The sequence below is a fragment of the Saccharothrix sp. ST-888 genome, from assembly GCF_000955975.1.
Classification (GTDB): domain Bacteria; phylum Actinomycetota; class Actinomycetes; order Streptomycetales; family Streptomycetaceae; genus Kitasatospora.
This window is the reverse complement of record NZ_JYJF01000291.1, coordinates 1-1,080: the sequence shown is the minus strand read 5'-3', so window position 1 is coordinate 1,080 and position 1,080 is coordinate 1. Positions and strand designations below refer to the sequence as shown.

The window sequence follows — 1,080 nt, the reverse complement described above, 5'->3', positions numbered from 1 at the left end:
GCCGAGACCCTGGCCGCCGGTGACGGCGAGTCGATCGCGGGGCGGCTGGAGAACGCCTCCGCCGACGACATCTTCGCGTTCATCGACAACGAACTCGGCACGGCGTGACCGGGCCCGCCCACCGCCCCCCGCACGTCAGGCCAAATCTTCCGCACAGAAGTGGCGACACTCGATGACCAACGATGACAAGCTGCTCGACTACCTCAAGAGGGTCACCGCGGATCTGCACCAGACCCGGCAGCGGCTGCGCGACGTGGAGACCGAGGAGAAGGAACCGATCGCCATCGTGGCGATGAGCTGCCGCTTCCCCGGTGGCGTCAGCACGCCGGAGGAGCTCTGGCAGCTCGTCGACGAGGGCACCGACGCCATCACGGAGTTCCCGGACAACCGGGGCTGGGACGTCGAGGCGCTCTACGATCCCGACCCCGACGCGTCCGGCAAGAGCTACGTCCGCCGGGGCGGATTCCTGCACGACGCGGCCGACTTCGAGCCGGACTTCTTCGGTATCTCGCCGCGCGAGGCCGTGCTGATGGACCCGCAGCAGCGGGTGCTGCTGGAGGTGGCCTGGGAGGCGCTGGAGCGGGGCGGCATCGCGCCGGACTCGGTGCGCGGCGGCCGGGTCGGCGTGTTCGCCGGTACCAACGGCCAGGACTACCGGGACCTGCTGTCCAAGCTGCCGCAGGACCCTGAGGCGGCGCTCGGCACGGGCACCCTGGCGGCGGTGATCTCCGGCCGGATCTCCTACACCCTCGGGATCGAGGGCCCCTCGGTCACCATCGACACCGCGTGCTCCTCGGCCCTGGTCGCGCTGCACCTGGCGGTGCAGTCGCTGCGGCAGCGCGAGTGCACGCTGGCCCTGGCCGGCGGCGTCTCGGTGATGACCACCCCCGGCTCGTTCATCGCGTTCAGCCGCCAGCGGGGGATGTCCCCGGACGGCCGGTGCAAGGCGTTCGCGGACGGTGCGGACGGCACCGGCTGGGGCGAGGGTGCGGGGATGCTGCTGCTGGAGCGGCTGTCGGACGCGCGGCGCAACGGGCACGAGGTGCTGGCGGTGGTGCGTGGTTCGGCCGTCAACCAGGA

General features: G+C 71.6%; 1 protein-coding gene. It reads left to right on the top strand.

Going from position 1 to position 1,080, the window contains the following annotated elements; translation table 11 throughout:
- Positions 1 to 172: 172 nt before the first annotated feature.
- The coding region (locus UK12_RS32690; RefSeq protein WP_045306841.1) for a beta-ketoacyl synthase N-terminal-like domain-containing protein at positions 173 to 1,080 on the top strand (908 nt) is incomplete at its 3' end.